We start from the raw sequence: 24,630 nt of genomic DNA on the forward strand, positions 1-24,630 counted from the left end.
GCGTGGACGACCGGGCACACAGCCGCACGGTCGTCCACGCGGATCCCCGCGTCCTTGCGTGCTGCGACCGCCCCCGCCTGGGATAGTTCGACCGTGCGTCCATCGGGGTGTCCACGGTCCGGGACCGTTTACCGTCCGTCAGCCCGCAAGCCGTAAGGTGAGCTCATCATGGCTTCCAAGACATTCGAGGAGCTCTTCACCGAGCTCCAAAAGAAGGCCGCCACCGGCGACCCCTCGTCCTCCCGTACCGCGCAGCTCGTCCAGCAGGGCGTCCATGCGATCGGCAAGAAGGTCGTCGAGGAGGCCGCCGAGGTCTGGATGGCCGCCGAGTACGAGACCGACGAGCGGACCGCCGAGGAGATCTCGCAGCTCCTCTACCACCTTCAGGTGATGATGGTCGCCCGCGGACTGACCCTCGACGACGTCTACGCCCACCTCTGATCCGACCGGCCCCATCGCACCGCAGTCCGCACCGCACCACAGCCCCCTCCACAGCGAAGGATTCCTCTCTCATGCTGCGCATCGCCCTCCCCAACAAGGGTTCGCTCTCGGGTCCCGCGGCGGAGATGCTCCATGAGGCCGGCTACCGGCAGCGCAAGGACCCCAAGGAGCTGGTGCTGGTCGACCCGGAGAACCAGGTCGAGTTCTTCTTCCTGCGCCCGCGCGACATCGCCGTCTACGTCGGCTCCGGCCGCCTCGACGTCGGCATCACCGGTCGCGACCTGCTGCTGGACTCGGGTGCGGACGCGGAGGAGGTGCTCGCGCTCGGCTTCGCCGGCTCGACCTTCCGCTTCGCCAAGCCGGTCGGTGTCGAGGTGGAGGACGTCCAGGGCCTGGAGGGCCTGCGGATCGCCACCTCCTACACCGGACTGGTCGAGCAGCACCTGGCCGAGCAGGGCGTCAAGGCGACCGTCACCAAGCTGGACGGCGCGGTCGAGACCGCCGTGCAGCTGGGTGTCGCCGATGTGATCGCCGACGTGGTGGAGACCGGCACCAGCCTGCGCAACGCCGGCCTGGAGGTCTTCGGCGAGCCGATCCTGATCTCGGACTCCGTGGTGATCCGTCCCAAGGGCGCCGGCGAGGACGCGCGGGTCGAGCAGTTCCTGCGCCGCCTCCAGGGCGTGCTGGTGGCCCGCCGCTACGTGCTGATGGACTACGACATCCGCGCCGAGAAGGTCGGGGCCGCCGTTGCGCTCACCCCCGGCCTGGAGTCGCCGACGGTCTCCCCGCTGCACACCGAGGGCTGGGTGGCGGTCCGTTCGATGGTGCTCCGCAAGGAGGCCCAGCGGATCATGGACGACCTCTGGGGGATCGGCGCCCGCGCCATCCTGGTCACCAACATCCACGCCTGCCGCCTCTGACGATCGATCGGGCGGGGGCCGGACCGGGCCCCCGCCCGTGCTTGGGAGAACCACCGTGACCACGTCCGCCCAGTCCACCAAGCCCGTCGAGTCCGTGGCGCTCCCGGTCAGCTGGGTGCCGCGCCGCAACCGGGCCGTGCTGCTGACGCTCTGCACCGTGCTGCTGGTGCTGTTCACCACGATCGCCTTCGCACTGCCCGACAACTGGCAGCTCAACGACCGGGTGGCGATGGTCTGCAGCGGCCTGCTCTTCGCCGGGGTCGGCCTGATGCTGGCCCGGCCCAGGGTGAGCGCCGACGAACAGGGCGTCACGGTGGTCAACTTCGTCCGCAGCCGCCGCCTCGCCTGGGCCGAGATCGTCCGGGTCAACCTGCGCCAGGGCGACCCGTGGGTCACCCTCGACCTCGCCGACGGCACCGCGCTGGCCGCGGTCGGCATCCAGCCCGCCGGCGGCCGCGATCAGGCCGTTGCCGCCGCCCGCGCACTGCGCGACCTGGTCGAGGAGCGCGGCACCTCCCACTGAGCGGATCCGCCCGCCCACCGGGCCGCGCATCCACCGGACCGCGCACCGAGCGGACCGCGCACCGAGCGGACCCGTGCACCGAGTGGACCGGCGCGGGGATCCGGAGGAACCCCACCCGGCCGGTGGCTGGCACCGCCCTACAAGATCCTTACCTCCGGGCGGCTATCGTCTACGCTGGTAAAGCCGGGGCAAAGGCCCCGCCAGTCGAGCCCACGACCTGAGGAGTGACACCTCCCCTCGATGGACGATCCGTCCGGTAGTACCCGCGCCGCCTCACTTCCGACGCCCGGAAGGCAGGCGGCACTGTGATCACCGCCTGGCTGCTGCTGTTCGCGGCCCTCGTGCTCATCCTCGCCAACGGCCTCTTCGTGGCCGCCGAGTTCGCCCTCGTCACCGTGGAGCGCGGCAGTGTCGAACGCGCCGCCGCCGCCGGTGACCGACGGGCCGCGAGTGTCGCCAAGGCCCTGCGCAAGCTCTCCTTCCAGCTCTCCGGCGCCCAACTCGGCATCACCGTCACCTCCCTGGTGGTCGGCATGCTCGCCGCGCCCGCACTCTCCACCCTGCTCACCCCCGTGCTCACCGGCCTCGGCCTGCCTGCGGCCGCCGCGGCCGGCGCCGCCGTGACCGTCGGCATGGTGCTGGCCACCGTGGTGCAGATGGTGATCGGGGAACTGGTCCCCAAGAACTGGGCGATCTCCAGGCCGCTCCAGGTCGCCTACGCCGTGGTCGGACCGCAGCGCGTCTTCTCGGCCGTCTGCCGCCCGCTGATCAGCCTGCTGAACGGCTCCGCCGACCGCATCGTGCGGGCCCTCGGCATCGAGCCGCAGGAGGAGCTCGGCCACGCCCGCACCCCGGCCGAACTGGTCTCGCTCGCCCGGCACTCCGCCAGGGCCGGCGTGATGGACGAGGAGTCGGCCCGGCTCTTCGTGCGCACCCTGGGCCTCGGCGAACTCACCGCGGAGAGCGTGATGACCCCGCGCGTGGACGTCGTCGCCCTGCAGCACGACGCCAGCGCCGCCGACGTCCTCAACCTCACCCGGGCCACCGGCCTCTCCCGCTTCCCGGTCTACGGGCACAGCGTGGACGAGGTCACCGGCACCGTCACGCTCAAGGACGCCCTCGGCGTCCCCGCCGAACTGCGCGCCGCGACCCGCGTCGCCGCACTGGCCTCGGCACCGCTTCTGGTCCCCGAGACGCTGCCCGCCGAGCGCCTGCTCGACCAGCTGCGCCGCCAGCAGCCGATGGCCATCGTGGTCGACGAGTACGGCGGCACGGCCGGCGTGGTCACCATCGAGGACATCGTCGAGGAGATCGTCGGCGAGGTGCAGGACGAACACGACCCCGAGGACATCCCCGAACTGCGCCAGCTGCCGCCCGTCGACGGGCAACCGGTCTGGGAGGCCGACGGCCGGGCCCGGCTCGACCAGCTGGAGACCATCGGCCTGCAGGCTCCGGACGGACCGTACGAGACGCTCGGCGGACTGCTCGCGGACCTGCTCGGCAAGCTCCCCGCCCCCGGTGAGACGGCCGGCCTGCCCGGCTGGCGGTTCACCGTGCTCGGCGTGGAGCGGCACCGCACCAGCCGGGTGCTGATCGAGTACCGCCCCGACGCCGGAGCCGAGGAGACGGACCGATGAGCGCCCTGTACCTGTTCGCCTCGCTGCTGCTCCTGCTCGGCAACGGCTTCTTCGTCGGTGCCGAGTTCGCCGTGATCTCGGTGCGCCGCAGCCAGATCGAACCGCTCGCCGAGGCGGGCAACAAGCGCGCCCGCACCGTCCTGCACGCGCTCTCCAACGTCTCCGCGATGCTGGCCGCCGCCCAACTGGGCATCACCGTCTGCTCGCTGCTGCTCGGCGCACTCGCCGAGCCGACCATCGCCGGACTGCTGGAAGGCCCCTTCCACGCCGTCGGCATGCCCGAGTCGCTGATCCACCCGGTCGGCTACGCCCTGGCACTGGCCCTGGTGGTCTTCCTGCACATGGTGATCGGCGAGATGGTCCCCAAGAACATCTCGATCGCCGGTCCGGAGAAGGCCGCGCTCTGGCTCGGCCCGCCGCTGGACCGGCTGGCCCGCTGGCTCGGCCCGGTCATCCGGCTGCTGAACGCTCTTGCCAACGGCGTGCTGCGGCTGGCCAAGGTCGAGCCCAAGGACGAGGTCGAGTCGGTCTACACCGACGAACAGCTGCTCCACCTGCTGGCCGACTCCCGCGCGGCCGGCCTGCTGGACGAACGCCGCCAGGAGCGGCTGGAGGACGCCCTGGAGCTCGGTCACCGGCCGGTCACCGACGTCCTGCTGCCGGCCGAGCAGCTGGTCACCGTGGGCCCTTCGGTCACCGCCCTGGAGATAGAGGAGCTGGCCGTCCGCACCGGGTTCTCCCGCTTCCCGGTGGTCGACGAGGCCGACGCGCTGCGCGGCTACCTGCACGTCAAGGACATCCTGGACGTCGAGGACCCGTCGGCGCCCCTCCCGGCCCGGCTCTGGCGCCCGGTCACCGTCCTGCGCGGCACCACGCCGATGGACGACGCGCTCGGCGCGATGCGCAGGGCAGCCGCCCACCTGGCCGCCGTGGTCGACCAGGACGGCCGCAAGCTCGGCCTGGTCGCCCTGGAGGACGTCCTGGAGGAGCTGGTCGGCGAGATGCACGACCCCGATCACCGTCAGGTGGCCCGGGCCTGAGCCCGGAGGTTCCTCCGGCAGGGGTGAACCACCAGGGGCGCGGGGAGCGCGCGGGAGGCCGTGTGCTTCCCGAGGCGGCCCGATCGCGCGGTTCCCCGCGCCCCTGTCGTGCCCGCCCGATCCTGCGGGGATCCGCAGGCCCCGGCGGTCTACCGCCGGCCGTCGATCAGTTCGCCGTACGCCTGGAGCAGGTCCGGCAGCCGGAGGGTGGCCAGGTCCTCGCGGGTGGGGACGGCCCGGAGGGCGGACAGGCGCAGGTCGCGGTAAGCGCAGGACTTCTCGTAGAGGGTCCGGATGAAGCGGCCGTTGCCGAGGTCGTCGATCCAGCCCTCGTGGACCACGTGGCCGCAGATGCTGGCGAGCTCCTCGGCGGCGTCCTCGTCCCAGCCGTCGCCGCCGGACGCGGCCAGGGTGCGGCCGATGGCGGTGAGCTCGGCGGGACGGTAGCTGGGGAAGTCCACCCGGGTGGTGAAGCGGGAGTTGAGGCCCGGGTTGGTGGCCAGCAGGCGGTTCATGCCCTCGGGGTAGCCGGCCAGGATGACCACCAGCCGGTCGCGGTTGTCCTCGGCCCGCTTCAGCAGCACCTGGAGCGCCTCGTCCCCGTAGGCGTCGCCCTTGCTGTAGCCGGAGTTGGAGAGGCTGTACGCCTCGTCGATGAAGAGCACGCCGTCCAGCGCGGAGTCGATCAGCTCGTTGGCCTTGACCGCCGTCTGGCCGAGGAACTCGCCCACCAGGTCCGCCCGTTGGGCCTCCACCAGGTGGTCCCCGGAGAGCAGGCCGAGCGCGTGGAAGACCTGCCCGAGGATCCGCGCGACGGTGGTCTTCCCGGTGCCCGAGGGGCCGGAGAAGACGAAGTGCCGCTTCGGCGGCTGCACCGGCAGGCCCTGCTCGGTGCGCAGCCGCGACATCCGCAACTGCGCCGACAGCGCCCGGACCTGACGTTTCACCGGATCGAGGCCGACCATCTGCTCCAGTGCGGCCATCGCCGCGTCGAGCCCCTGCTGGCCGCGGAGTCCGCCGTGCTGCGTCGATCCGGCCGGTGGTGCGGCGCGTTCACCGCCGTCGCCTCTGGGCGGCGGCCCCGGGACGGGGTCGGCGGAGCCGCCCGACCGCTCGGCGGCCGGCCGGGGTACGGGTACCCCGGTGCCGGCGGGACCGGCGTAGGACTCGCCCATCCGGTAGTCCGTCTCCGCCCCGAAGCCGCCGCCCCCGGCGCACTCGTCCTCGCTGCCGAACCCGCCGTCCGGGCCGTAGGACTCGTCACCGTAGGCCTCGTCGCCGTCGTACCCGCTCCCGGCGTCGTACCCGCCGCCCGTCGGGTAGCCGGCCCCGGCGTCGAAGCCGTCGCCGTCCGGGGTGTCGTAGCCGGGCTGGTACTCCACGTCCGGGCCGAACCCGCCCACGGGCTCGCCGCCCGCCAGTTCGGCTGGTTCGAAGTCCGCCTCCGCGAGGGCGAGTTCACCCGGCGCCTGGGCGTCACTCCGGCCGTCCCCGAGCAGGCCCTCGATCACCCCGTCCTCGGTGGTGATCGCGGCCAGCCGGGCCGCCGTGTCCATGAAGGCCGGGTCGGCCCGGTGCACCGCCCGGTACAGCGGCAGGGCCGCGGCGCTGCGCCCGGCCCCCTCGTACGCGCGGGCCAGCCAGTACCGCAGCTCCTTGCGCTGCGGCTGCTCCGAGCGGCAGCGGGCCAACGAGGCGGCCAGCGGGCGCTGCGCCTGGGCGCACATGTCGAGCCGGACCCTGGCCATGCCGCCGAACAGTCCGGCCTCGATGCCGAGCAGCGGATCGTCCAGCAACTGGTCGGTTTCGCGGATGAGTTGCTCCCAGTCCTTCAGCAGGTAGGAGCGGCAGGCGTGCAGGAACCGCACCGAAGGGTCCCCCTCCGGCGGCGGGCAGGCCGCGAGGGCCCGGTCGAGCTCGGCCAGGTGGCGGCCGTCCAGCCAGTGCGAGGCGTGTGCCAGGGTCAGGTCGCGGGCGTCCTCCAGGACCGGCTGGACCCACCACCCGAGCCAGTACCAGGAACTGAGCGGCCGTTGGTGCCGGAGGCGCTGCTCGCCGAACCGCTGCCGGTGGCGGTGCATGGCCAGCAGCGCGCCGGAGGTGTCGCAGCGCAGGGCGTGCAGGCCGAGCCAGGCGTCCGCCATGCCGGGGTCGAGCCGCACGGCCGTGCGGAACTCCTCCTCCGCCCTGGCGTACGCGCCCGCGGCATAGGCGTCCATCGCCCGCAGCCAGGCGCGGTCGGCGAGCCGGTCCGGCCCGGTCGTACTGGAACTCTCCACCGTCACTCACGCCCCCCGCTCGGTGCATCGAGGCTCGGCGGCCGAGGGGTGAGGCCAGGGTGGTGCCCGCCCACACCGACGCCCCCGGCACGCAACCGTGCCTGTCAGGAATCGTACCGGCGCGGGGCTGATCCGGAAGAGTGTCGCACCCTGTCAAATCGCCTTGCCCGCCGAGTTGTTGGAGTCCGTCCGGAACACGACGGTCGCGCCGGATCGCGGCAGGTGAGGAGAGCGGCGCGGCGGATGCGGAACGCGACAGCTCCGACCCACGGGGGAACGAATCGGAGTTGCCGCGCACGCTGTCACGAGATCAACTGGCTCGCGACGGGGAGAACCTACGGGCCGAGGGCACCCCAGGTCAAGGATTGGCCAAGGAATTGCCAAGGATTGGAAAAAGAATCCGGCCGGTGAGGCCGTCCACCCGCAGGTCCGCATACGGACGGCTGGGGTCCGCCGCGAAGTGCTCCTGCTCGGCCGCTGCCCAGCCGACCCAGAATTCGGCCAACTCCGGTCCGTCGCGCCGTTCCCCGCGAGCGCGGGCGGCCGCCGCGTCCAGCTCCATCCAGATCAACCCGGCCAGCCACGGCCGCAGCCCGCTCCGTCCGGCGCCGACCCCCTCGATCAACACCACCGGCGCGGGCGGCACCGCCCGGCGGTCCGCGAAGCGGCGCAACGTCCAGTCGTAGACGCGGTGTTCACCGGCCCGACCCGCTGCCAGCGGCTCCAGTACCTCGGTGCGCAGGCGCTCCACCCAGCCGAACGGCTCGGCGTGGGTGGCGAGATCGTCCAGGTGCACCACCGGTGCTCCCCCCAGGGCCGCGGCCAGCCGGGCGGCGAAGGTGGTCTTCCCCGCCCCGGCGTGCCCGTCCACGGCCACCAGCCGGACCGGGCCGCAGGACGGCGGCAGGGCGAGCAGCCGCCGGGCGAGCCGCGCCGGGACGTCCGTCGCCTCCGCCGGCTCCACGGTCTCCGCCGCCTCCGGTACTGCCACCGGTACTTCCACCGCACCCGCCGCTTCGGCCGACCGGCCCGGCCCGACCCGTCGCACGGCAGCACCGGTCCCGGCTCCGGCCCCTGCCGAGCCGTCGCCGAGCCTTGCGCAGTCGTCCCGATCAGCCACGGGCCCACTCTACGGGCGGTGCGTTCCAGCAGGTCGTGACGGACCGGCCGGTATCGGGCATACTCACTTCGCCACGCCCGTGAACGACCGTTCACCGCAACCCGGTGCCGGTCGGACACGCCTGTCGTGCCGCGTCTCGTCACCCCAAGACCCGGCACCCCGATCGAGGAGGCCCGTTCCGCCATGAGCCCCGCCCCTGCCAAGCCTGTCGACCGCCAGCTGCCCAGTGACGAGGCCCGCGAACTGCTGAGCCTCACCAGGGACCTGGTCCAGCGCGAGCTCCGGCCGCGTGCCGCCGAGGACGAGGCGGTCGCCCGGTTCCCCCGTGAGACCTTCCGCACGCTCGGCGACGCCGGGCTGCTCTCCCTCCCGTACGGCGAGCAGTACGGCGGCGGCGAGCAGCCGTACGAGGTCTACCTCCAGGTCCTGGAGGAGCTGGCCGCCGGGTGGCTCGCGGTCGGCCTCGGGGTCAGCGTGCACACCCTCTCGTGCCACGCGCTGGCCACCTTCGGCACCGAGGAGCAGCGCGACCGCTGGCTGCCCGCGATGCTGAGCGGCGAGCAGCTCGGCGCGTACTGCCTCTCCGAGCCGCAGTCCGGATCCGACGCCGCCGCCCTGCGCACCCGCGCCGACCTGGACGGCGACGAGTACGTGGTGAACGGCACGAAGGCGTGGATCACGCACGGCGGCCGCGCCGACTTCTACAGCACCATGGTGCGGACCGGCGAGGACGGTGCCCGGGGCATCAGCTGCCTGCTCGTCCCGGCCGACAGCCAGGGGCTCTCGGCCGCGCCGCCGGAGCACAAGATGGGCATGAGCAGCTCGCCCACCGCACAGCTGCACTTCGACGGTGTCCGGGTGGACCGCGAGCGGCGGATCGGCGACGAGGGCCAGGGCTTCCAGATCGCGCTCTCCGCCCTGGACTCCGGCCGGCTCGGCATCGCCGCCTGCGCGATCGGCGTGGCCCAGGCCGCCCTCGACCTCGCGGTGGAGTACGCGGGCACCCGCGAGCAGTTCGGCCGCCCGATCGCCGACTTCCAGGGGCTGTCCTTTATGCTGGCCGACATGGCCACCCAGGTCGAGGCCGGCCGTGCGCTCTACCTGTCCGCGGCCCGCCGCCGCGACAGCGGACTGGCCTTCTCCAAGGAGGCGGCGATGGCGAAGCTCTTCTGCACCGACGCCGCGATGCGGGTCACCACGGACGCGGTGCAGGTGCTCGGCGGGTACGGCTACACCCAGGACTACCCGGCCGAGCGCTACATGCGCGAGGCCAAGGTGCTGCAGATCGTGGAGGGCACCAACCAGATCCAGCGGCTGGTCATCGGCCGCCACCTCACCGGCAAGTAGCCGTCACCTCGCCGGCAGGCGACCGGGCCCCCGGGCGCGGGGCGGCGAGGCGGTAGGGGCGCGGGGAGCGCCGCGAGAGACCGGGCACCTCCGCAGAGGGCCGGTCGCTCGGCTCCCCGCGCCCCTACCGGTTCCGCCTTCGCGGGGTTCCGCTCTCGCCCGGCCCCGTTCTCGCCCGGTGCGGCTTTCGCCCGGCCCCGTTCTCGCCCGGCTCGCGCTTCCGCGAATCCGGAAGCGGAGCGGGCGGGATCAGCGCCGGACGAGGCGGCCGCGCTGCGCCGGAACCCGCACCCGGCTCACCGGGACCGCGTCGGGGCCGCCGACGTGCGAGAACGGCTGGGTGCGCCAGTCCAGTTCGGCGGGGAGGGCGAGCAGCGCCTCCGCACCCGGCCCGGCCTGGTCGCCGAGGTCGTCGTCGCACTCGGCCAGGTCGTCGGTGGCCGCACCGGAACCGGGGCAGAGCGCGGGGGAGAAGGGGTGCCAGGCGGTCGGCAGGACGGCGTGCTGCGGCAGCCGCTCCTCGTCGCCGACCAGGGCGATCGGGCGGTCGCACGCGGGGCAGTGGACCCGGACGATCTCCCAGGTGTCCATGTCGCCCGGGTCCACCCCCGGGAACCCGGTGAAGTCGAAGTCGGCGTCGCGGTCGAGGCGTTCGTCATCCTCCGCGGCGCGGGAACGCTGATCAGTAGCAGACATGTGATGATCCCCCTCGGATCGGACCGGGCTCGCTTCGGCCCTGGCCACAACCAGCACTTCCCGCCCACGGAGTGTCATAACCCTGCACTGCGGTGCACTGTGATGCACGAGGTGTGTCGTTCGCCACATTCCAGCGGCACATGCCCCGTTCATGCGCCGTTTCTGCTGGGGGCTCGCACTCCGGGCGCGCGGTGGTGGTGCGCACCGGCGGCGACCGGACGTTCGGCACAGCGCGCCCCGGGTGAGCGGGCGGTCACCGTCCGGAACCGGAGGAGTGCGCACCGGGTCGGCAAACGGGTCCCGGGGGCAGTAGGTTTGCGCCTTGTGGAGGATCTCGATCAGCACATCGTCCAGTTGCTTCTCCAGGACGGCCGGATGAGCTACACGGACCTGGGCAAGGCCACCGGCCTGTCCACCTCGGCGGTGCACCAGCGCGTGCGCCGGCTCGAGCAGCGCGGCGTCATCCGCGGTTACACGGCGATCATCGACCCGGACGCGGTCGACCTGGCGCTGACGGCCTTCATCTCGGTGAAACCGTTCGACCCGAGCTCGCCCGACGACACCCCGGAGCGGCTGGCCCCGCTGCCCGAGATCGAGGCCTGCCACAGCGTGGCGGGTGACGAGAACTACATCCTCAAGGTCCGGGTCGGCGCCCCCGGCGACCTGGAGGACCTGCTGGCGCGCATCCGCAGCGCCGCCGGCGTCTCCACCCGCACCACGGTGGTGCTCTCCACCCCCTACGAGGCGCGCCCCCCGAAGCTCTGACCCGACTCGGTCGGGTGCAGACTTGGGCCCATGACCGAACGCACCAACCGGACCGTGCTCCTCCGCGGCGGCGCCGTCTACAGCCCCGCCGACCCCTTCGCCACCGCGATGCTGGTCGAGGGCGAACACATCGCCTGGGTCGGCAGCGACGGCGCCGCGCAGGCGTACGCCGAGAGCGCCGACGAGGTGGTGGAGCTGGCCGGTGCGCTGGTCACCCCCGCCTTCGTGGACGCCCACGTCCACGCCACCTCGACGGGCCTGGCCCTGACCGGTCTGGACCTCACCGGCTGCCCCTCGCTCGTCGAGGCGCTGGAGCGGATCTCCGCCTTCACCCGCTCCGCCTTGACCCGCTCCGCCGACGGCCCCGGGGCGGCCGGCAGCGGCGGCGTGCTGATCGGTCACGGCTGGGACGAGAGCGGCTGGCCCGAAGGCCGTCCGCCGACGCTCGCCGAGCTGGACGCCGCCGCCGGCGGCACCGCCCTCTACCTCTCGCGGACCGACGTGCACTCGGCGCTCGCCAGCACCGCCCTGCGCGAGCTGACCCCGGGCCTGGCCGGGCTTCCCGGCCACCACCCCACCCGGCCGCTCACCCGCGACGCCCACCACGCCGTCCGGCAGGCCGCCCTGGCCCACCTGACGCCGGATCAGCGCCGCGCCGCCCAGCAGGCCGCCCTGCGGCGGGCCGCCGAACTGGGCATCGGCTCGGTCCACGAGTGCGCCGGACCCGAGATCTCCTCCGCCGAGGACCTCACCGCCCTGCTGGCCCTGGCCGCCGAGGGAGAGGGCCCCGAGGTCTTCGGCTACTGGGGCGAACTCGGCGGCGTCGAGACCGCCCGCAGCCTGGGCGCCGTCGGCGCCGGCGGCGACCTCTTCGTGGACGGCGCGCTCGGCTCGCACACCGCCTGCCTGCACGCCCCCTACGCCGACGCCGAGCACACCGGCACCGCCTACCTGACGGCCGACGAGGTGGCCGACCACGTCACCGCCTGCACCGAGGCCGGTCTCCAGGCCGGGTTCCACGCGATCGGGGACGCCGCACTGTCGGCAGTCCTGGACGGTGTGCGGGCGGCGGCCGACCGGCTCGGGCTGGCCCGGGTCCGTTCGCTGCGGCACCGGGTCGAGCACGCCGAGGCGCTGGACGACAAGACCATCGCCGCCTTCGCCGAGCTCGGCCTGACCGCCTCCGTCCAGCCCGCTTTCGACGCCAGCTGGGGCGGCCCGGACGGCATGTACGTCCAGCGGCTCGGTGCAGAGCGGGCCGCCGCGCTCAACCCGTTCGCGGCCCTGCTGCGCGCCGGAGTGCCGCTCGCCTTCGGTTCGGACGCCCCGGTCACCCCGCTCGACCCCTGGGGCACCGTCCGGGCGGCGGCGTTCCACCGGACCCCCGAGCACCGGATCTCGGTCCGCGCGGCGTTCACGGCGCACACCCGGGGCGGCTGGCGCGCGCTCGGCCGGGACCAGGACGGCGTGCTGGTCCCGGGTGCCGTCGCCAGCTTCGCCGTCTGGGACGTGGCCGACCTCGTCGTCCAGGCCCCGGACGACCGCGTCGCGGGCTGGTCCACCGACCCCCGCTCCGGCACCCCGGGCCTGCCCGACCTCACCCCGGGCGTCGCGCTCCCGACCTGCCTGCGCACGGTCGTCCGGGGCCGCACGGTGCACCGGCGCTGACCCGCCGCGGCCGCCGGCCCGGCACGGTCCGGCGGCGCCCGGAACCGCAGGGGCGCCCCGGGAGGAGGGGCACGTTCCTCGGGGCAGTCGCCGCGCCCCGGGCCGCCGGCCGGCGAACCGTTCCGATCAGGCACCCTTGAGGGCAGGTCGGTACCGCTCCGGGGTACCTTTCTCCGACGGCTCTCGGTGACGAGCGGCCGGTCGATCAGACGGCACTCGCAGCGCGAGCGGACGGCACAGCCAGAGAGGTGGTGCGCAGGTGGCACTGCCCGGGAACGAGGAGCAGCCGACGGCGGAGTCGGGGGCGGCCGAGTCCGTCCCCGAGCCGCGGCCAGGAAGGCTCCGGCGGCGCTGGACCAAGGTCGGGGCCGGGCTGCCCAGGACCGGGCTGGCCGTCGCCGCCGGTCTGTTGCTGGCTCTGGCCTTCCCGCCGTACGACCTGTGGCCGCTGTCGATCCTCGGAGTGGCGGCCCTCTCCCTGCTGACCCGGGGGCGGACGGCCCGCCAGGGGGCGTGGACCGGCTTCGCGTTCGGCGTCCCGTTCTTCCTCCTGCTGCTCGACTGGATCCGGGTGATCGGGCCGGACGCACTGGTCGGGCTCTCGGTGCTGGAGGCGCTGTTCGTCGCCGCGCTCGGCGCCGGTCTCGCCGCCACCTCCCGGCTGCGCACCTGGCCGCTCTGGGGGGCCTGCCTCTGGGTCGCGCAGGAGTGGGCCCGCGACCGGCTGCCGCTGGGCGGCTTCCCGTGGGGCCGGCTGGCCTTCGCCAACACGGCCAGCCCGTTCACACCGCTGGCCGCCCTCGGCGGCGCGCCCCTGGTGACCTTCGCGGTCGCCCTCGCAGGCACCCTGCTGGGGTACACCGCCCTCCGTCTGCGCCGGAGTCCCGCCCCGGGCACCGCGATGATCACCGAGGCCACCGAGGCCACCGAGGCCACCGAGGCCACCGAGGCCACCGAGGCCGCTGAGGCCGTTGACGCTGCTGCCGTCACCGATGCCGCCGAGGCCGCCCCCGGCACCCGCAGCCTCCCCCGAGCCCCCCGTGCCGCCGTACTGGCCGCTGCCGGGGCCGTGGCGACGATCCTCGCCGGGTACCTCGTCCCGGTTCCGACCGGCGCCGGTGCCGCCGACACCGTCAAGGTGGCGGTCATCCAGGGGAACGTGCCGCACCCCGGAATGGACTTCCTCGGCCGCCCGTTCATGGTGCTCGACAACCACGCCTCGGCCACCGAACGGCTGGCCGCCGCGGTGGCGGCGGGCAAGGCCGAGCGCCCGGACGTGGTGATCTGGCCGGAGAACTCCTCCGACCTCAACCCGTTCGCCGTCCAGGAGGCCTACCAGCGGATCGACCAGGCCGTGAAGGCGATCGGGGTGCCCACCCTGGTCGGCACCCTGGTGGACGGCCCGGACGACCAGCACGTGCAGAACGAAGGCATCGTCTGGGACCCGCAGAGCGGCCCCGGCGACTTCTACATCAAGCAGCACCCGGTGCCCTTCGGCGAGTACGTGCCGTTCCGCGCCGAGCTCTCCAAGGTGATCACCCGCCTCCAGCGGGTCGCCCGCGACTTCTACCCGGGCACCCACGACGGCGTGATGCAGCTCGGTCCGGCCCGGATCGGCGACGTGATCTGCTTCGAGGTGGCGTACGACGAGATCGTCCGCGACACCGTCAACGACGGCGGCCGGGTGCTCGTGGTGCAGACCAACAACGCGACCTACGCCAAGAGCGGCCAGCCGGACCAGCAGCTGGCGATGTCCCGGCTGCGTGCGGTCGAGCACGGCCGGGCCGTCCTGATCGCCGCGACCAGCGGGATCAGCGCGATCATCGCCCCGGACGGGTCGGTGGTGAGCCGCACCCAGGAGCTCACCCCGGCCGAGCTCAGCGCCACGGTGCCGCTGCTCAATGCGAAGACGGTGGCCGACCGGGTCGGTGCCGCGCCCGAGTGGGCGCTCTCCATCGCCGGCCTGCTGGCCTGCGGTGCGGTGGCGGTCGGCGGGATCCGGCGCCGACGCAACGGTGCCGGAACCGCCGGAACACCGGCCGAGGCCGAACCGTTGTCCCAGGTGGGTGCAGCAGCCGCAGTCGCCCCCGCTCGGATTGCCCGTCGCTGATCTGCGCGGAGAGCACCGGGATGGAGTGGATTCGTACCGTGACCCAGCAAGCTACCCCGGTCCGTCCGGCCCCGCGCAGTCGCCTGCGACGGGTGCTGCCGTTGCTGATCACCGCCTGGCTGGTGCTGGAGATCTGGCTGCTGACCGTCGTAGCGGGCGCGGCAGGCTGGTTCACTGTGCTGCTCCTGCTGGTGGCAGGGGTCTTCGCGGGCGGATCGCTGATCAAGCGGGCGGGCCTGAAGGCCCTGTCCGCAGCCATCGAGCAGAGCCGCGACCCGCAGTCGCAGCAGGCGCAGACCGGCACCAGCCTGACCGTGCTGGCGGGCCTGCTGCTGATCATGCCGGGTTTCCTCTCCGACCTGCTCGGGCTGACCCTGCTGCTCCCGCCGACCAGGGCGCTGTGGCGGGCGCTGGGCCGCCGGTTCACCCGGACCGCGCTGCGCTCCACCGCCCGGCCCGGATCCGACGCGTTCGCGGACGCCATGCGGCTCCAGGAGCAGATGCGCATCCACCGGCCGGACGGCAAGGTGATCCAGGGCGAGGTGGTCGACCCCCCGGCCGGCCGCACCGGACCCGACACCGACTACCGCCCGCCGATCACCGGCTGAGCACCGCCGGCACCCGGCTCGCGAGGTCACCCGGCTCACGAGGCGTCACCCGACTCACGCGGTGCCCGAGGGGCGCGGTGAGCTGATCGCGCGCCCCCTGCAGCCCACGGCAGGGGGCGTCACGGTTCCCGCGCCGCGGCAGAACGGTCCACGGCAGAACGGTCCACCACGACCGGCCCCCGAGCCGCCGCTGCGGCGCAGCCCGGACGTCCCCGCGCCCGGAAGTCCCGCCCGCCCGAGCCTCAAGCCCGGCGGAGCCCCTGCCGCCCGCGCCGCTGCCCGTCCGAGCCATCCGGGCAACCCGAAGGGGCCCCGGGCGGTTGCCCGGGGCCCCTTCGGTCTCCTCCGCCTAGGCGGAGGGGGTGGTCACGCGCTCTTGCGGGTGTCGCGTGGGTGAACCGCGAGGTTCATCCCGCCGGAGCGAAGCACCGCCAGCCGCTCGGCCAGCACCTCCTCCAGCTCCTCGCGCGTACGACGCTCCATCAGCATGTCCCAATGGGTGCGCGTCGGCTTGGTCTTCTTCTCCTCCGGCTCGTCACCGTCGAGCAGGACTGCCTCCTGGCCGCAGAAACGGCATTCCCAGATCGAGGGAATCTCCGCCTCAACGGAGAAAGGCACCTCGAATCGGTGTCCGTTCTGACATGCGTACTCAACGGTCTGGCGGGGAGCCAGATCGATTCCACGGTCGGTCTCGTAGCTAGTGGCCCCGAGTCGCGTGCCGCGGAGAGCTCGCTCGCTCATGAATCGTGCCTCCCGGGCTTATGGCCCACAGGACTAGTGGTCGCTGTCATCGTCGTTCGGTCAACGCTCGGCCGTCGACGAAGATTCCCGTCCCGGGACATGCGTCGCCTGTCGTGCCGCCCCTGTTTGTACCCATCCCCGCCCGATTTGTCACATCTGAGCTCGAATATCACCCAGAGTGTCACTAATTGTGCACACAGCTACCAATTTGGGTCCAGTGACGGCCGTCCAAGTTTATCCGCGCCCGGTCACCAGACCGGACGCGGGCGCACCGGGGAGGGGTCTTTCGTCAGCTCGACTCCCGGCCCGCCACCCGGCCCCGAGACCGAGCTCCCCACCGGCTCCCCGGTCGGGGCCTGGGCCTGGGCCGGCGGCTGCGCCGGGGCGGCGGCCTCGGTCCTGGTGTCCCGGTGCGGCAGCAGGGCGATCACCGCGTCCCGCAGCAGGGCCGGTGCCTCCTCGTCCAGCGGATCCACGGTGACCGGGACCTGGAGCCGGACGGGGGCCGCGGTGCCGATCCTGGCGTAGCCGCGGCCGGCGGGGGTCTGTGCGGCCGGGGCGATGTCCAGCGGGGCGCCCAGTGCCAGCTGGGCCACCTCGGGGCCGGTGGGGCCGAGCACCACGCGAGCCCTGGTGGTGGCCCGGACGGTGGGGGAGAGCCGGTCCCGGGCCTCCAGGTCGTCGGCGACCACCACCGTCACGCGCGCCGCCCGGCCCTGCCGCAGTGGGGTCTCCAGCAGTTCCTGCGGGTCGAGGCGGCCCTCGGCGTGGGCCAGCTCGGTCAGCTCGGTGGGGTGGTCGAGCAGCAGCCAGAGAGGGCGGGTGACGTCCTCCGGCGGGGTGAGGCCGTGGTGACGGGCGGCGTTGAGGGCCACGATCCGGCGCTCGGTCTCCTTGGCGGCCCACTCCAGCGCGGCCAGTGCGCCGTGCAGGCTGGTCTCCACGGTGTGCACGCCGGGCCGGTTCACCAGGCAGGCGTGCTCGCCGGTGCCCGCACCGTCGATCACCACCAGGTCGCCGTAGCGGAGCGCCTGGAGTGCGATCGAGCGGATCAGCGTGGACGTCCCGTGTCCCGCCGCGCCGAGAGCCAGCAGGTGCGGCTCGGCGGAGCGGGCGCCCGTCCGCCAGATCACCGGCGGCTGCTGGACGGTGCCGCCGTCCCGGTGCACCGGGATGGTCCGATGGCTGCCGAGCGCGTCGGTGAAGCCGAGCACGATCTCGCCCGGCGTGGTGACGAAGGGCTGGGCGGTGATGTCGGCGGGCAGCGGGGCCAGGGCGGTGACCCGCAGCCTGTTGGACTCCTCCTCCCAGTCGAACCGGTACTCGCGGGCGCGGCCCGCCTTGCCCTGGACGACCTGCTCGATCCTGGCCCGGGCGCCCGGCTCGGTGTCGGTGAAGTAGGCGGGGTAGGCCAGGTCGAGGGAGGTGAGCCGGCCGTCGCCGTCGAACTCCCAGGCGCTGAAGGCGGACTTGTAGCTGCCGTCGAGGCTGTAGAGCGGCGAGAGCTCGTCCACTCCGCCCAGGTAGGGGGTCAGGGCGGCGTGGAGGGCGGTCAGCTTGACGTCGGCGACGTCCGCCTCGGGCTGCGCGGGGGCGGACTTGAGGGTCCGGCCGACCCAGGTGGCGCTGGCCATCAGGGCGACCAGGGCGAGCAGCGGGCCGTGCGGCAGCAGGTAGATCCCGAGCAGCACCGCCGCGGTGAGGAAGGCGGTGGGGCCCCGGTGGTCCTTCGGGGTGGCCGCCCAGCGGACCTTGGCCCAATCGGCGTGGGCGCGCAGGCCGCGCCCGATCACCGTCAGCGGGGCGACCATGTCGGAGGCGTGGTCGCCCGCCGTACGGGCGAGGTCGCGGCCGCGGTTGAAGTGGCGGGTGAGGGACATTCCTGACTCCCCGGGCGGATGGGACGAGCGGGACGGTGACGACAAGGCCCGGGGCGGTGGGATCCGCACCCGGGCCGTGACCGAGCGGGACCGGTCAGAACTTGATGCCGCTCAGCAGGCTGGCCAGGCTCGCGCCGCCTGCCGTGATGCTCGGGGCGATCGAGGAACCCGCGATGTAGAAGCCGAAGAGGGCGCAGACCAGGGCATGCGAGACCTTGAGTCCGTCCCGCCGGAAGAAGAGGAATGCGATGGTGCCGAACAGGACGATGCCGGAAATCGAGAGGATCACGTGCTCTGCTCCTCGGTGAGGGGGGACAGGGGACGGAGAAGAGGGAGTTACCGAAAGCGACCTAATCGTGACAAAAAGTAATAGATGATGGAACGGGGCAAATGGGTGTTCTTGTTGCCGGGGTGAACATCGGAGGTATACGTGCGGATCGCCGCTCACGGCGGAATTCCGCTCTCTCAGGTCCCCCGCGCACCGTGCTCCGGGCGCACCCGCCGGGAAAAGTTCGCTCGAACGGATGCCTTGCCTCCGGACGAACGTGTCATCCGCTACGGTGCCGTACGACACCGCACCGGATCCGAAAGGGCCGTCATGACCGACTCAGCTCCGCAGACCCCGCAGAACCCGCCGGCGGGGCAGGCGCCGGACGCCGAGGTGATCGAGCTCGCGGGCCGGCTCTTCGACGCCGCCCGTACCGGCGACACGGTGCTGCTCGCCGGGTACCTCGACGCCGGAGCCCCCGCCGACCTCACCAACGACCGGGGCGACACCCTGATCATGCTCGCCGCCTACCACGGCCACGCGGACACGGTCGAGGCCCTGCTGGCGCACGGCGGCGACCCGAACCTGATCAACGACCGGGGCCAGACGCCGCTCGCCGGGGCGGTGTTCAAGGGTGAGGAGAAGGTGATCGCCGCCCTGCTGGCCGGCGGCGCCGACCCGCAGGCCGGTACCCCCTCCGCCGTCGACACCGCGCGGATGTTCGGCAAGGAGGAGCTGGTCGCCCGTTTCGAGGGCCGCTGACCGAGGCCGTCCCGCTGCCCCGGCCGCCCGGCCCGGGGACGGCGGGCCAGGGGCGGCCGGTCGCGACGTAGGCTTGCCGACCATGGAGATACGCACCACCGGTTACGGCCACCCGGACGCCGTACGGCTGTCCGCCGAGGTCCAGCAGGAGTACGTCCGCCGCTACGGCGATGTGGACGTGACCGTCATGCACCCGGAGCACTTCGACCCGCCGGCCGGGATCTTCGTGGTCGGCTACCTCGACGGCCGGCCGGTGGCCTGCGGCGGTTGGCGGGCCAAGGAGGCGGACGGCGCGGGGCTGCGCGACGGCGACGCGGAGCTCAAGCGGATGTACGTCTCGCCCTCGGCCCGGGGCCGGGGACTGGCCCGTGCGGTGCTGCGCCACCTGGAGCGGAGTGCCGCCGAGGCCGGACGGACCCGGGTGGTGCTGGAGAGCGGCACCGAACAGCCCGAGGCGCTGGCGCTGTACGCCTCCGAGGGGTACGAGGCGATCACCAAGTTCGGCGTCTACAAGGACCACCCGCAGAGTGTCTGCATGGGCAAGTCGCTGGTGGCCGCGGCGGCCTGACCGCCCTCGGCTGCCGGCCGCTGTCGGGCGGCCCTCGGGCGGCTGCCCGCCGGTGCACTCCGACGGACAGCCGCCCGGTGCCGTCAGGGCGCGAGGCGGTGCAGGTCGCGGGGGAAGAGCGTGGTGCGCCGCACGTTGTCGGCCCCGGTGAGTCGGGCCGTCCAGCGTTCCAGGCCGAGCGCGAACCCGCCGTGCGGCGGCATCCCGTGCGCGAACGCCCTGAGGTACCCCGCGTACGGCTCGACGGGCTCGCCGCGTGCCGCGAGTGCGGCCAGGTAGTCCTCGTGGCGGTGCAGCCGCTGGCCGCCGGTGACCAGTTCCAGACCCCGGAACAGCAGGTCGAAGCTGTTGGAGTAGGCGGGTCTGGCCGGGTCCGGGTGGGTGTAGAAGGGCCGCTTGCACATGGGGTAGCCGACGACGAAGAGGAACTCGCTTCCGTACTCCCGCAGCGCCCACTCGCCGAGCCGGCGCTCGTGCGCGGGGGCGAGGTCCGGCTCGTCGGTGCCGAGCATCCGCATGGCCTCGGAGAAGTGCACCTGGGGGATCTCGGCGGGCACCTCCGGAAGTTGCAGCGACAGCAGGTCCAGCGCGCCGGCGGCCCGTTCGGCGACCGAGGCCAGCATCCCGGCGATCGCCTCGCGGAGCACCGCCTGCACGTCGCGGTGGTCGGTGACGAAGCCCAACTCGGCGTCCAGGCTGGTGTACTGGGCCAGGTGACGGGCGGTGTCGTGCGGCTCGGCCCGGAACACCGGGCCGGTCTCGTAGACCCGTTCGAAGACACCGACCATGGTCTGCTTGAAGAACTGCGGTGACTGCGCCAGGTACGCGGTGCCGCCGAACCAGTCGAGGGCGAAGACGTTCGCGCCGGACTCGGTGGCCGAGGAGACCACCTTCGGGGTCTGGATCTCGGTGAACCCGAAGCCGTCCAGGGTGCTCCGGAAACCGGCCAGCGAGGCGGCGGAGATCCGGTGGACGGCAGCGAGCCGGGGATGCCGCAGCGTGACGGGGGCGCTGTCCAGGATCACCGGCAGTGCGGCCGGGACGGTCGGCCGGAACAGGCTGACCGGCGGTGGCTCGGCGAGGCCGGACAGCACGGTGATCTCGGGTCCGGTCAGCTCGACACCGCCCGGCGCCTGGGAGTTGGCGGTGACGGTGGCCCGGACCCGCAGGACGGTCTCCTCGGGGAAGTCCAGACCGCTCTCGGCGACCACCTGGGCCAGCCCGGAGCGGTCCCGGATCACCAGGAAGGTGACGGACTTGAGTCCCCGGCGGCGGTGCAGCCAGCCGGAGACTTCGACGGTTTCGCCCACGTGGCCGTGCAGTTCGGAGGCCAGTACGCGGGTCGTCGGGTGGATCATCGCAGCCCTCCAAGGGCGTCGTCATGATCCCTTCGGAGTGCGGGCGAGAAGGGGCAACTCGCGGTGCCACCGCACTTCTGCCGCCGCCCGGGGGCGGCGGCCTCATTGCGGCCCGATGACGGGGGCCGGCCGGCGAGGCATTTCCTCCTCGCACTCAGGAGTGTCTTCCCCCGGGACGTGGGACCGCCTTCCCAGCTGCCGGCGGCTCTCTCTGCTCACGTGATCCCGGTGGTACTCGTCTCCCTCGACGTGTTGCAGGTGACGCTACGGCCGGGGTCCGGCAGACCGCAACGCGATTTGCCGGACCCTCCGCGCCGAAGGACCCCGTGCGCCGAAGGACCCTCCGCGCCCAAGGACCCTGCGGACCGCCGGATCCTCCGTGCAGCACGACGGATCGGGTCAGAGCAGGGTCCGCCAGTAGTACCAGAAGCGGTTGAGCACCAGCAGGGCGATGCCCACGTACCAGAGAGCCGGCAGGACCCAGTGGTAGCGGGCCGCGGTCCGCCAGTTCGGACGGTTGTGCAGCAGGGTGTACCAGCCCAGCGGGAGGACCACGGCCCACACCACCATGCAGTACGGGCACAGCGCCCCGATCTCGTACAGGGCCTGGTTGATCAGCCAGAGGACGAAGCCCAGGCCGACGACCGTGCCGGCCTGGAGCGTCCACCAGAACCAGGGCCGGTACGTGGCGCCGGCGAGCAGGCCGACCCCGGCCGCCAGGACGGCAGCGAAGGCGGCGAGGCCGATGAGGGAGTTGGGGAAGCCGAAGACCTCGGCCTGCGGGGTGCGCATGACCGAGCCGCAGCTGATGATCGGGTTGATGTTGCAGCTGGGGACGTAGCCCGGGTTCTCCAGCAGCCGGATCTTGTCGGCGGTGAGCACGGCCGAGGCGGCCAGGCCCAGTGCACCGCAGACCGTCAGCAGGACGGCCTGGGCGCGGCTTGCCCCGATCGGGGTCGCTGTGGCCATGACGTCAGCTCCCGGTGGCCTGGCGGACCACGGCGGTGAACTGCTCGGCGGTCATCGGGGTGCCCTTGGAGTCGAAGAGCTCCAGCGCCTTGCCGTCGAGCTTGATGGTCGGAGTGCCCGTCACACCGCTGCTGTTGAAGGCGGCGGCGACCTTGCCCGCCCAGGGACGGTAGGTGCCCTCGGTGACGGCCTTGGTGAACGCCTCGGTCTTCAGCCCCGGCACCTTGTCGGCCAGCGCGAGGATGTGGTTCACGTCGCCGAAGCCGTCCACCCGCTCCTCGGGCTGGTTGGCGTACAGCACGTCGTGGAACTGCTTGAACTTCGCGGCACCGCCCTCGTTGAGCGCCGCGCCGACGGCGGCCAGCGCGGTCTTCGAGCCCTGTCCGCCGAGGTTGTCGTCGAGGAAGGCCGCCAGGTGGTACTCGATCTTGTACGTGCCGTCGTCGGCGAGCTGCTGGACCGCCTTCCCGGCGGAACCCTCGAAGACCTTGCAGATCGGGCAGCGGAAGTCCTCGAACACCTGCAGGGTGTGCGGGGCGTCGGCGCGGCCGTAGACGATCACCGTGCCGTTCTGGCCCGAGGAGTTGGCCGGGGTCACCAGCGTGCTGGACACCGAGACCGTGTCGGAGCCGCCGCTGCTGCCGTCGCTCGCGGTGCTGATGGCGAGCGTGGTCGCGGCGGCCAGGGCGAGGACGCCGAGTATCGAGGCGCCGACGACGGTCCGGCGGCGGACGGCGGCGCTGCGGGCCTCGCGCAGCTGCGCCTCGCGCAGACGCTCGCGGGGGCTGGGCTTGGGGGACTGGGGGGTGCTCATGGTGAAGGTCAACTCCTGGGAGCCGGGGCGGACCGCGGAGCCGGCGCGTTCGGCACGGCGGGACCGGCACGGGGCCGCGCGGGCGCGGGCGCGGGCGTGTGTCGGAGGCGGTGCTGCGGGCCGGGGTGGGGTCCACCCGGTGACGGGGAAGTGGCGGGACGAGGCCGACGGATCGTCAGGTCGGCTCGCGCCGGGCCGTGCAGGACCCGGAGGCGGCGGACGTCGTCAGCAGGCGGGCGCGAACGCCCGGGCCGGCGGTCCGCGCCGGGGCGCGGGGGTGAGCACCACGTCCGCGCGGCGTGGGAGGGAGTCCTCGGCCGCCGGCGTCGGCATCAGGGCGGCCGGGCAGTTCGGCAGCGGGGCGAGCAGCAGGAGCGCCCGCAGTGGGACGGCGAGCAGCTCGCCGAGCGCGCGTTTGGCCTCGGCCAGGTCGTGGAGTGCGGCCTCGCCCAGGCGCAGCCAGAGCGCGGCGGCGAACGCGAGCAGCAGGTGCACCATCAGGACCAGCGCCTGCGCCGTGCCGGGGGCGCTCGTGGTCAGGAACGACTCCTTGACCGAACTCCCGCCGCAGACCAGCAGATCGACGCCGTGCGAGGGTGCGGCACAGGCGTCCTGGCCGAGGTTGAAGGCGGTGTTCAGCAGCAGTTCGACCGGTACCAGGACCGCCGAGATGTGCAGGAAGCGCCGCTGACCGCCGCAGGCGGGCAGGGCGGCCAGGAACACGGCCGCCGTCGCGACGGCCACCAGGCTCAGCGGCAACGGCCGCCCGGTGACCACGACTTGGCCGAGTGCGGACAGCGGAACGGCGAGCGCGGTGAACACCGCTGCTCGCAGAGCCCTGGTCGCCTGGCTGTCAGTCATGGTGCTCGGAGTATGACACGGGCCCACAGCCGCGCACGAGGGCGCCTCGGTGGCAGCGCGGGCGCCGTGCCGGCGGAGCGGGTCGGGGAGTGAGGCGGGGAACGGGTCGGGGGATCCGGCTGGGGAGCGGGTCGGCGGAGTGGGGCGGGAGGTGGGCTGCGGAGTGCGGCGGCGGCAGCCGAGGGCCGTGGTCCGCCGGTTGTGGTGCGGCCGGTCCGGTCGAACATCCCTGCTGTGCCGAGTGCCCGGAATCGCAAGCCGGTCCGGATGACGTCACCCGCCGGGGCGATCACCGGGCGGTGGACGGGTGATCCGCCGCCACCCCGCTCCGGCCGGATGGACAATCGGCCGATGGACGATCCTCCCGGCTGCCCGCCCGACGTCCCGGCGCCGCCCCTGCCCACGCCCTGGACGCCGCCCGAACCTCCCTATCCTCCGCACCCGCCGCATCCCCCGCACCCTCCGCTGCCGCCGGTACCGACGCCGCCGATTCCCGAGCCGCCCTCGCCGCCCGACGTGCCGCCGCCCCCGGCGCCGTCCGCGCCGCCGAGCCCGCAGCCGCACCCTTCGCCCACGTTCACGCCCGCACCGACGCCCGCCAAGTCCGTGGCGGCGGTCGTCCCGCACCCGCAGAAGCCCTCCGCACCGCCCGCACCGGAACCGACCCCCACCTACAGCGCCCTGCCGGTACCGGCCACGGCGGTGACCACCGCCGTGGCCGTGCCGCCACCACCGACGCCACCGGCGGCCGCGCCGAGCCTCGACCCGGTGGTGTGGGCGGCGGTCGTACTCGTCACCGTCCTGCTGCCGGCCGCACTGGCGGCCGTCGGCCACTCGTTCCCCGTCACCCGGAGCCGCAGTTGAACCCCGTCCCGATCATCGGCGCTGCCACGGCCGTCACCATCGCACTCGGCAGCCTCGCCGTCGCCCAGCGTCTGCGTCCCGCACCGTCCCCGGACGCGGGGGACGACTCGCCGCACCCGGCCCTCTCCAGCATCGGCGCGGGCCTGCTCTCCGGTTTCGTGCTGCTCACCGGATTCCTGGTGGCCACGGGCTGGGCGGCACGCACTACCGCCGTCGTCCCGCCGGCCGGCCTGTACTTCGCCGACGGTGCCGCCGCCATCGCGGTGCTGCTCTACCCGTCGCTCGCCGCACTGCCGTTCACCGCCCGGCACGCCACCGCGGTGGCCTTCTTCGGGGCACTCGTGGGCTACACCCTCTCGCTGGCGATCCAGCTGCGGCCGTAGCACCTCGA

Annotated in this window: 24 protein-coding genes; 14 read left to right on the forward strand and 10 right to left on the reverse strand. The window is 73.4% G+C overall.

The window, feature by feature from the left end; genetic code table 11:
* Window positions 1–168: 168 nt before the first annotated feature.
* From ACFC1R_RS13435 to ACFC1R_RS13455, 5 genes are all read left to right on the forward strand, one after another.
* A complete protein-coding gene (locus ACFC1R_RS13435) occupies window positions 169–441 on the forward strand; it encodes a phosphoribosyl-ATP diphosphatase (protein ID WP_375937531.1) in 273 nt (90 codons plus the stop codon).
* 71 nt (window positions 442–512) lie between these two features.
* Complete coding sequence (hisG, locus tag ACFC1R_RS13440; protein WP_375937533.1) at window positions 513–1,361, forward strand: ATP phosphoribosyltransferase; 849 nt, start codon at window positions 513–515, stop codon at window positions 1,359–1,361.
* A 55-nt stretch (window positions 1,362–1,416) separates the two neighbouring features.
* Window positions 1,417–1,884 carry a PH domain-containing protein gene (locus ACFC1R_RS13445; RefSeq protein WP_375937536.1) on the forward strand — a complete coding sequence of 156 codons (468 nt, stop codon included), beginning with the start codon at window positions 1,417–1,419 and terminating at the stop codon, window positions 1,882–1,884.
* 305 nt (window positions 1,885–2,189) lie between these two features.
* Window positions 2,190–3,521 carry a hemolysin family protein gene (locus ACFC1R_RS13450; protein WP_375937539.1) on the forward strand — a complete coding sequence of 444 codons (1,332 nt, stop codon included), beginning with the start codon at window positions 2,190–2,192 and terminating at the stop codon, window positions 3,519–3,521.
* A complete protein-coding gene (locus tag ACFC1R_RS13455; protein ID WP_375937542.1) occupies window positions 3,518–4,561 on the forward strand; it encodes a hemolysin family protein in 1,044 nt (347 codons plus the stop codon). Before ACFC1R_RS13450 ends, ACFC1R_RS13455 begins: the two co-directional genes overlap by 4 nt.
* Before the next feature lie 149 nt (window positions 4,562–4,710).
* Here the strand turns inward: ACFC1R_RS13455 and ACFC1R_RS13460 are convergent, their stop codons facing one another.
* Window positions 4,711–6,780: an AAA family ATPase gene (locus ACFC1R_RS13460; RefSeq protein ID WP_375937791.1), complete on the reverse strand. Its 2,070-nt coding sequence runs from the start codon at window positions 6,778–6,780 to the stop codon at window positions 4,711–4,713.
* Between the two features lie 418 nt (window positions 6,781–7,198).
* On the reverse strand, window positions 7,199–7,804 hold the full coding sequence (locus ACFC1R_RS13465) for a uridine kinase (protein WP_375937794.1): 606 nt from the start codon (window positions 7,802–7,804) through the stop codon (window positions 7,199–7,201).
* A 339-nt stretch (window positions 7,805–8,143) separates the two neighbouring features.
* Here ACFC1R_RS13465 and ACFC1R_RS13470 point away from each other — a divergent pair, with 339 nt between their 5' ends.
* Window positions 8,144–9,307: an acyl-CoA dehydrogenase family protein gene (locus ACFC1R_RS13470; protein ID WP_375937545.1), complete on the forward strand. Its 1,164-nt coding sequence runs from the start codon at window positions 8,144–8,146 to the stop codon at window positions 9,305–9,307.
* A 249-nt stretch (window positions 9,308–9,556) separates the two neighbouring features.
* Here the strand turns inward: ACFC1R_RS13470 and ACFC1R_RS13475 are convergent, their stop codons facing one another.
* Window positions 9,557–10,003 carry a hypothetical protein gene (locus ACFC1R_RS13475; RefSeq protein WP_375937548.1) on the reverse strand — a complete coding sequence of 149 codons (447 nt, stop codon included), beginning with the start codon at window positions 10,001–10,003 and terminating at the stop codon, window positions 9,557–9,559.
* Window positions 10,004–10,327: 324 nt separating this feature from the next.
* Here ACFC1R_RS13475 and ACFC1R_RS13480 point away from each other — a divergent pair, with 324 nt between their 5' ends.
* From ACFC1R_RS13480 to fxsA, 4 genes are all read left to right on the forward strand, one after another.
* A complete protein-coding gene (locus ACFC1R_RS13480; RefSeq protein WP_375937551.1) occupies window positions 10,328–10,768 on the forward strand; it encodes an Lrp/AsnC family transcriptional regulator in 441 nt (146 codons plus the stop codon).
* 30 nt (window positions 10,769–10,798) lie between these two features.
* Window positions 10,799–12,436, forward strand: a complete 1,638-nt coding sequence (locus tag ACFC1R_RS13485) for an amidohydrolase (protein ID WP_375937554.1) — start codon at window positions 10,799–10,801, stop codon at window positions 12,434–12,436.
* A gap of 259 nt (window positions 12,437–12,695) precedes the next feature.
* Window positions 12,696–14,546: an apolipoprotein N-acyltransferase gene (lnt, locus tag ACFC1R_RS13490; RefSeq protein ID WP_375937557.1), complete on the forward strand. Its 1,851-nt coding sequence runs from the start codon at window positions 12,696–12,698 to the stop codon at window positions 14,544–14,546.
* A gap of 38 nt (window positions 14,547–14,584) precedes the next feature.
* Entirely contained in the window at window positions 14,585–15,154 is a 570-nt protein-coding gene (gene fxsA, locus ACFC1R_RS13495; RefSeq protein WP_375937560.1) for an FxsA family membrane protein, read from the forward strand.
* A 366-nt stretch (window positions 15,155–15,520) separates the two neighbouring features.
* Here fxsA and ACFC1R_RS13500 read toward each other — a convergent pair whose 3' ends face one another.
* The 3 genes from ACFC1R_RS13500 to ACFC1R_RS13510 form a co-directional block, all read right to left on the reverse strand.
* Window positions 15,521–15,895 carry an RNA polymerase-binding protein RbpA gene (locus tag ACFC1R_RS13500; protein WP_045300891.1) on the reverse strand — a complete coding sequence of 125 codons (375 nt, stop codon included), beginning with the start codon at window positions 15,893–15,895 and terminating at the stop codon, window positions 15,521–15,523.
* 248 nt (window positions 15,896–16,143) lie between these two features.
* Complete coding sequence (locus ACFC1R_RS13505) at window positions 16,144–17,775, reverse strand: hypothetical protein (protein WP_375937563.1); 1,632 nt, start codon at window positions 17,773–17,775, stop codon at window positions 16,144–16,146.
* Window positions 17,776–17,869: 94 nt separating this feature from the next.
* The gene (locus tag ACFC1R_RS13510; protein ID WP_045300894.1) at window positions 17,870–18,064 is read right to left on the reverse strand and encodes a hypothetical protein; all 195 of its coding nucleotides are present in this window, start codon (window positions 18,062–18,064) and stop codon (window positions 17,870–17,872) included.
* Window positions 18,065–18,373: 309 nt separating this feature from the next.
* On the opposite strand from ACFC1R_RS13510, the gene ACFC1R_RS13515 reads away from it, so the two are divergent.
* The gene (locus tag ACFC1R_RS13515) at window positions 18,374–18,805 is read left to right on the forward strand and encodes an ankyrin repeat domain-containing protein (protein WP_375937567.1); all 432 of its coding nucleotides are present in this window, start codon (window positions 18,374–18,376) and stop codon (window positions 18,803–18,805) included.
* 82 nt (window positions 18,806–18,887) lie between these two features.
* Complete coding sequence (locus tag ACFC1R_RS13520; protein ID WP_375937570.1) at window positions 18,888–19,373, forward strand: GNAT family N-acetyltransferase; 486 nt, start codon at window positions 18,888–18,890, stop codon at window positions 19,371–19,373.
* 83 nt (window positions 19,374–19,456) lie between these two features.
* Here the strand turns inward: ACFC1R_RS13520 and aspS are convergent, their stop codons facing one another.
* From aspS to ACFC1R_RS13540, 4 genes are all read right to left on the reverse strand, one after another.
* The gene (gene aspS, locus ACFC1R_RS13525) at window positions 19,457–20,731 is read right to left on the reverse strand and encodes an aspartate--tRNA(Asn) ligase (RefSeq protein ID WP_375937573.1); all 1,275 of its coding nucleotides are present in this window, start codon (window positions 20,729–20,731) and stop codon (window positions 19,457–19,459) included.
* Between the two features lie 399 nt (window positions 20,732–21,130).
* Complete coding sequence (locus ACFC1R_RS13530; RefSeq protein ID WP_375937576.1) at window positions 21,131–21,700, reverse strand: vitamin K epoxide reductase family protein; 570 nt, start codon at window positions 21,698–21,700, stop codon at window positions 21,131–21,133.
* A 4-nt stretch (window positions 21,701–21,704) separates the two neighbouring features.
* Entirely contained in the window at window positions 21,705–22,514 is an 810-nt protein-coding gene (locus ACFC1R_RS13535) for a DsbA family protein (RefSeq protein ID WP_375937579.1), read from the reverse strand.
* A 225-nt stretch (window positions 22,515–22,739) separates the two neighbouring features.
* Window positions 22,740–23,375, reverse strand: a complete 636-nt coding sequence (locus ACFC1R_RS13540) for a hypothetical protein (protein ID WP_375937581.1) — start codon at window positions 23,373–23,375, stop codon at window positions 22,740–22,742.
* 351 nt (window positions 23,376–23,726) lie between these two features.
* On the opposite strand from ACFC1R_RS13540, the gene ACFC1R_RS13545 reads away from it, so the two are divergent.
* Window positions 23,727–24,239 carry a hypothetical protein gene (locus ACFC1R_RS13545; RefSeq protein WP_375937584.1) on the forward strand — a complete coding sequence of 171 codons (513 nt, stop codon included), beginning with the start codon at window positions 23,727–23,729 and terminating at the stop codon, window positions 24,237–24,239.
* Entirely contained in the window at window positions 24,236–24,622 is a 387-nt protein-coding gene (locus ACFC1R_RS13550; protein WP_375937587.1) for a hypothetical protein, read from the forward strand. The genes ACFC1R_RS13545 and ACFC1R_RS13550 overlap by 4 nt, the downstream gene beginning before the upstream one ends.
* The last annotated feature ends 8 nt before the right edge of the window (window positions 24,623–24,630 follow it).

The sequence above is a fragment of the Kitasatospora sp. NPDC056138 genome, assembly GCF_042264695.1.
Classification (GTDB): Bacteria; Actinomycetota; Actinomycetes; order Streptomycetales; family Streptomycetaceae; genus Kitasatospora.